The sequence below is a fragment of the Mycobacterium sp. genome (assembly GCF_049585075.1).
Classification (GTDB): domain Bacteria; phylum Actinomycetota; class Actinomycetes; order Mycobacteriales; family Mycobacteriaceae; genus Mycobacterium.
Window position 1 is genome coordinate 1 of record NZ_JBAUZA010000421.1, and the last position, 5478, is coordinate 5478.

General features: G+C 63.5%; 7 protein-coding genes. 4 read left to right on the forward strand and 3 right to left on the reverse strand.

Annotation, left to right across the window (positions count from 1 at the left end; all coding sequences use genetic code 11):
* The coding region (locus WB785_RS19900) for a thioesterase domain-containing protein (RefSeq protein ID WP_424081059.1) at positions 1-1135 on the forward strand (1135 nt) is incomplete at its 5' end.
* A complete protein-coding gene (locus WB785_RS19905; RefSeq protein WP_424081061.1) occupies positions 1136-2689 on the forward strand; it encodes an acyl-CoA carboxylase subunit beta in 1554 nt (517 codons plus the stop codon).
* Positions 2690-2786: 97 nt separating this feature from the next.
* On the opposite strand, the gene WB785_RS19910 is transcribed toward WB785_RS19905, so the two are convergent.
* Positions 2787-3152 (reverse strand): heat shock protein transcriptional repressor HspR, encoded by a 366-nt coding sequence (locus tag WB785_RS19910; protein ID WP_424081063.1) that lies wholly within the window; start codon positions 3150-3152, stop codon positions 2787-2789.
* A 120-nt stretch (positions 3153-3272) separates the two neighbouring features.
* On the opposite strand from WB785_RS19910, the gene WB785_RS19915 reads away from it, so the two are divergent.
* Both WB785_RS19915 and WB785_RS19920 read left to right on the forward strand, forming a co-directional pair.
* Positions 3273-4001 (forward strand): PAS and ANTAR domain-containing protein, encoded by a 729-nt coding sequence (locus WB785_RS19915; protein WP_424081065.1) that lies wholly within the window; start codon positions 3273-3275, stop codon positions 3999-4001.
* A 115-nt stretch (positions 4002-4116) separates the two neighbouring features.
* Positions 4117-4539, forward strand: coding sequence for an Hsp20/alpha crystallin family protein (locus WB785_RS19920; protein WP_424081067.1), 423 nt, complete (start codon positions 4117-4119; stop codon positions 4537-4539).
* A gap of 68 nt (positions 4540-4607) precedes the next feature.
* On the opposite strand, the gene WB785_RS19925 is transcribed toward WB785_RS19920, so the two are convergent.
* Complete coding sequence (locus WB785_RS19925) at positions 4608-5108, reverse strand: hypothetical protein (protein ID WP_424081068.1); 501 nt, start codon at positions 5106-5108, stop codon at positions 4608-4610.
* 44 nt (positions 5109-5152) lie between these two features.
* Positions 5153-5296 carry a hypothetical protein gene (locus tag WB785_RS19930; RefSeq protein ID WP_424081069.1) on the reverse strand — a complete coding sequence of 48 codons (144 nt, stop codon included), beginning with the start codon at positions 5294-5296 and terminating at the stop codon, positions 5153-5155.
* Positions 5297-5478: the final 182 nt, after the last annotated feature.

Sequence of the window (5478 nt, forward strand, 5' to 3'; positions counted from 1 at the left end):
CCTGGCGGCTGCCGCGCAGGCGCTCAACCAGCAGGCGGTCGCTGAGGCGCTCAGTTCCGATGTGCCGCCGCGCGATGCTGCCGAGCGGGTCACGTTCGCCACGTGGGCGATCGTCACGGGCAAATCCGCGGGCGGCATCTTCAACACGTTGCCGAAGCTCGACGACGATGCCGCCACCAAGATGGCGCAACGGCTTTCTGAGCGTGCCGAGGGAACGATCAGCCCAGACGACGTGAAAGCCGCCACAACGATTGAAGAGCTGGCGACCGCGGTCCGTGAACACCTGGAGGCCGGCCAGGTCGACGGTTTCGTGCGGACCATCCGTGCCAGGCCCGAAGGATCAACCAAGCCACCGGTATTCGTGTTCCACCCCGCGGGCGGATCGACGGTGGTCTACGAGCCGCTGCTCAACCGCCTACCGCCAGACATCCCGATGTACGGTTTCGAGCGCGTCGAGGGCACCATCGAAGAGCGTGCCGCGCAATATGTTCCGAAGCTACGCGAGCTGCAGGGCGACGGACCGTTCATCCTGGTGGGCTGGTCGCTGGGCGGGGTGCTGGCCTACGCCTGCGCGATCGGGCTGCGCCAACAGGGCTGCGATGTGCCCTTTGTCGGGCTGATCGACGCGGTGCGCGCCGGGGAGGAAATCCCGCAGACTAAAGAGGAGACCCGCAAACGCTGGGAGCGCTACGCCCGCTTCGCCGAGCGGACCTTCAACATCGAGATCCCCGAAATCCCTTACGAGCAGCTGGAAGAGCTCGACGACGAGGGACAGGTCAGGTTCGTGTTGGAGGCCGTCAAGGCCAGCGGCGTGCAGATCCCCGGCGGGATCATCGAGCATCAGCGCACGTCGTACCTGGACAACCGCGCGATCGACACCGTCCAGGTCCAGCCTTACGACGGTCACGTCACGCTGTACATGGCCGACCGCTACCACGACGACGCGATCACGTTCGAGCCGCGCTACGCCACCCGTAAGCCCGACGGCGGCTGGGGCGACTACATCTCCGATCTCGAGATCGTGCCGATCGGCGGCGAACACATCCAGGCCATCGACGAGCCGATCATCGCCAAGGTCGGCGCGCACATGACCCAGGCGCTCAACAAGATTGATGCAGAGCAGAAAGAGGCGTAAGTGACGACCAAGACCACCGCCGAGCTGCTGGCTGAACTTCACGAAAAGCTGGAGCTGGCCAAGGAACCCGGGGATCCGAAGGCCATCGCACGACGCGAGAAGAAGGGCCTCCCGAGTGCTCGCTCCCGCATCTACGATCTGGTCGATCCGGGCAGCTTCTTGGAGATCGGGGCATTGGCGCGGACGCCGGGTGACCCCAACGCGCTGTTCGGCGACGGCTGCATGACCGGACGCGCGACCATCAACGGCCGGCCGGTTGGGGTGTTCTCGCACGACCAGACGGTGTTCCAAGGCTCGGTCGGTGAGATGTTCGGCCGTAAGGTCGCCGCGCTGATGGAGTGGTGCGCGATGGTCGCCTGCCCGATCATCGGCATCAACGATTCCGCCGGCGCCCGCATCCAGGACGCGGTCACATCGCTGGCCTGGTACGCCGAGCTCGGTCGCCGCGGCGACTTGCTGAGTGGATTGGCGCCGCAGATCTCTCTGATCTTCGGCAAATGCGCTGGGGGAGCGGTCTATTCGCCGATCCAAACCGACCTGGTAGTTGCGGTACGCGACCAGGGCTATATGTTCGTCACCGGCCCGGACGTGATCAAGGATGTCACCGGCGAGGATGTCACCCTCGACGAGCTGGGCGGCGCCGACGCCCAGGCCCGCTACGGCAACATCCATCAGGTGGTGGAGTCCGAGGCGGCCGCGTTCCAGTATGTGCGCGATTTCTTGTCGTTCCTGCCGTCGAACTGCTTCGACCCGGCGCCGCTGGTCAATCCCGGACTAGAGCCCGAGATTACTGCGACCGACCTGGAACTCGACTCGATCGTGCCAGACTCTGACAACACCGCCTACGACATGCACGAGATCCTGTTGCGGATCTTCGACGACGGCGACTTCCTCGACGTCGCAGCCCAGGCCGGCCAATCCATCATCACCGGGTTCGCCCGGGTCGACGGTCGGCCGGTCGGCGTGGTGGCCAATCAGCCGAGTTACATGTCCGGTTCGATCGACAACGAGGCCTCCGACAAGGCTGCCCGGTTCGTCCGGTTCTGCGACGCGTTCTACGTACCTCTGGTATTCGTCGTCGACACTCCGGGCTTTCTGCCCGGTGTCGAGCAGGAGAAGAACGGAATCATCAAGCGCGGCGGGCGATTCCTGTACGCGGTCGTCGAGGCCGACGTACCGAAGGTGACGATCACCATCCGCAAGTCCTACGGCGGCGCCTACGCGGTCATGGGATCCAAGCAGCTGACCGCCGACCTCAACTTCGCCTGGCCCACCGCGCGTATCGCGGTCATCGGGGCCGACGGCGCTGCGCAGTTGCTGATGAAGCGATTCCCCGATCCGACCACACCCGAGGCGCAGGCGATCAAGAAAGACTTCATCGAGGGCTACAACCTCAATATGGCCACTCCGTGGATTGCCGCCGAGCGCGGGTTCATCGACGCGGTCATCGAGCCACACCAGACGCGTCTGCTGCTGCGCCGGTCGCTGCACCTGTTGCGAGACAAGCAGTTACACGGGCGGGTCCTCCGCAAGCACGGACTGCTCCCGATCTAGGTTGCGCGCCGGGCAGATCAGACCGGCGCGGGTCGCTAGCCTTGAGCTCGGTGAGGCGACTGATTGCGGCATAGTTGCGGCCTCGCCGAATCCGGGTCTAGCGAGATGAGCGCGACTTAGTCCGGGCCTTCGGCGACCTGGCTCGTTGAGTGGCTTTCAATTCGGCGTTGTCAGATTGCAGCTGGGCGTTGTGGGACTCCAGCGTGCTATTCCGGTGCTCAAGATCCAAGATGCGGGCGATGCCGGCGAGGTTGACGCCCTGGTCGACCAATTCGGAAATCTGCTTAAGCCGGTGCAGGTCGTCGTCGCTGTAGCGGCGGGTGCCGCCGGGGGTGCGGGCCGGGGTCAGTAAGCCCAAACGCTCGTAGAGTCGCAGCGTCTGCGGACCGAGTCCCGACAGCTCGGCCGCAACCGAGATCCCATACACACCGCGCGTCGAGCGCGATATCGCTGCGTCAGCCAAGCGTCCCTCCCGTTTGACCCGTTCGATCACAGGGTACTGGAATAAAAATGATTCCAGCTGACATGACAAAACTATATCGTTAGACATAAATTATCAACCGTCGGAGGGCAGGTTAAGGGGATGTCAAAGCACACGGCCCGGCTGCGGGAATCTGAGGACAGCGCCCCAGGCACCCAGTTCGACGGCAATGGCTCACAACCGGCCGGGCAGACGCTCACCGCCGACGTGGCCGACGACCTGGACGCGGTCGACGCTGTCTTGGGCGCCGGCGCACCGCAACGCGTCGGCAGGTTCCGGTTCTTCCTCGACGGGCACCGCTGGGAGTGGTCGGATGCGGTGGCCCGCATGCACGGCTATGAACCGGGCGTCGTAACACCCACGACCGAACTGTTGCTGCGGCACCAACACCCTGAAGATCGCGAGCAGGACGCCGCGGTGTTGCACCGGGTCCTTGAAGGGGAGCCGTTTAGCAGTCGGCATCGCATCATCGATACCGCCGGGCACGAACACTGTGTGGTCGTCGCAGGCGACAGCATGGTCGGTGACGCGGGAAGGGTGATCGGCACCTCGGGGTTCTACATCGATGTCACTGAGGCGATCCAATCTGATATCACCAGAGTCCTCTCTGAAGCCGCAGCTGCCCGGGCCAATATCGAGCAAGCCAAGGGTGTCCTGATGGCCGCTTACGGGGTCTCCGCAGAACGAGCGTTTGACATTTTGGCGTGGCGTTCCCAGGAAACCAACATCAAGCTGCGTGAGCTGGCGGAGCGGTTCCTGGCCGCGATCCAGGGCACAACACCACCCGAGCGGCTTCCGTATATCGATCACGCGTTGCTCACCATCGAATAAGTTGTCCAGTCGGACGGAAAACTTTCGGCTGAATACTTGCGGAAGTGTCCGCGCGGTGGTATCACAAAACTATTTCCGCAGACATAGATCGTCTGCCCTAACCGGGAGGTGAAACATGGTATTGATGCGTACAGATCCATTCCGTGACCTCGACCGCTGGACGCAACAGGTACTCGGCACGGCTGCTCGGCCGGCGGTGATGCCCATGGATGCCTGGCGAGACGGCGACCAGTTCATCGTCGAGTTCGATCTGCCCGGCGTAAAGGAAGATTCGCTTGATCTCAACGTCGAGCGTAACGCGCTGACGGTGCGCGCCGAGCGTCCGGAGCTCGACCAGAACCGCGAAATGCTCTCTGCCGAACGCCCCCGCGGGGTGTTCAGCCGCCAGTTGTTCCTGGGCGAAAACCTCGACACCGACAAGATCGAGGCCAACTACCACGACGGCGTCTTGCGGTTGACGATCCCGGTCGCAGAAAGGGCCAAGCCGCGGCGCATTGAGATCGGCCACAACGGCCAAAAGACCGCGATCAACGCCTAACAGCCGTAGGGCCGCAAGGCCGGCGACTGTGGTCGCGTCGGTGGCGGCCCTACCTATTCGCCGAGAGGCTAGACCGGCGCGACGAAGTCAGACGTGTAGAACTCGGCTGGCGTTTGGGCAGACTCGGCTGGGCGCTGGATAAAAACCCACACCCCGGTCGTGCCCGACTGGACGGCGTCTTGAACGGTGGTCGTCGCCTGGCCGCCCGGATCGAGATCAAGACCGCCCACCGCCACACCCGGGCCCGCGAAACGGCACGGCGAATTCGATGCCCGAGGCGCCTGGATCAGGCTGACGTCGTAGTGGGTGCTCGCCGAACCGGGGTTCGACAAGTGCACCTCGGCCGCGACCGTGGCCCCGTTTACTCGGATTACCGATGAGGCTGAGGCATTATTCTGCGGCGCTCCGCCGTTGATCGGGCTGAAATCGCACGCCCGCAGCACACTTCTCAGCGGAACCACGGTTCCGCCGTTGGTGGCCGAGGCGGCCGGGTTGGTCAAGGAAAACGATGCCGCGGAAATCAGCAGGACTGCTGCGCACCGGGGCAGCATCAAGATCGGCCGGATCATTGACAAATTGTCAATAGTTTTGACGGCGAACGCAATGACCGCCGTCACACTTTGCGATGCTTACCGGGGTTCTCCGACTCTTCCTGGACCTGCTTGCCAGTCTCGGTGGATTCTTTGAGCTCTTTCTTTGTTTTTGCAGCTTCGTCCGCAAGTTCGTCGACGGTTTCGTCGCCTTCTTCTGCGCGCATGCCTGACGGGCTACCCGTCATCTGCCGCGCTGAATCCTCGCTGATGTGCGATTGCCCGGCCGCCGAACGTGGGGTTGTTGTACGCGAATCGCGCTCAAAGTCAAGTGGTTAGTGCAACATCGGTCAGGCTGCCTCTTCTAGGAGGGCGGCTAGGCGTTGGGCTGGGGTGTCGAAATTCAGGG

Excerpts from the sequence above, each read along its gene's own strand:
- WB785_RS19915 (WP_424081065.1), top strand. The coding sequence starts at position 3,273 with ATGTCAAAGCACACGGCCCGGCTGCGGGAATCTGAGGACAGCGCCCCA.
- WB785_RS19925 (WP_424081068.1), bottom strand. The coding sequence starts at position 5,108 with ATGATCCGGCCGATCTTGATGCTGCCCCGGTGCGCAGCAGTCCTGCTG.
- WB785_RS19930 (WP_424081069.1), bottom strand. The coding sequence starts at position 5,296 with ATGCGCGCAGAAGAAGGCGACGAAACCGTCGACGAACTTGCGGACGAA.
- WB785_RS19920 (WP_424081067.1), top strand. The coding sequence starts at position 4,117 with ATGGTATTGATGCGTACAGATCCATTCCGTGACCTCGACCGCTGGACG.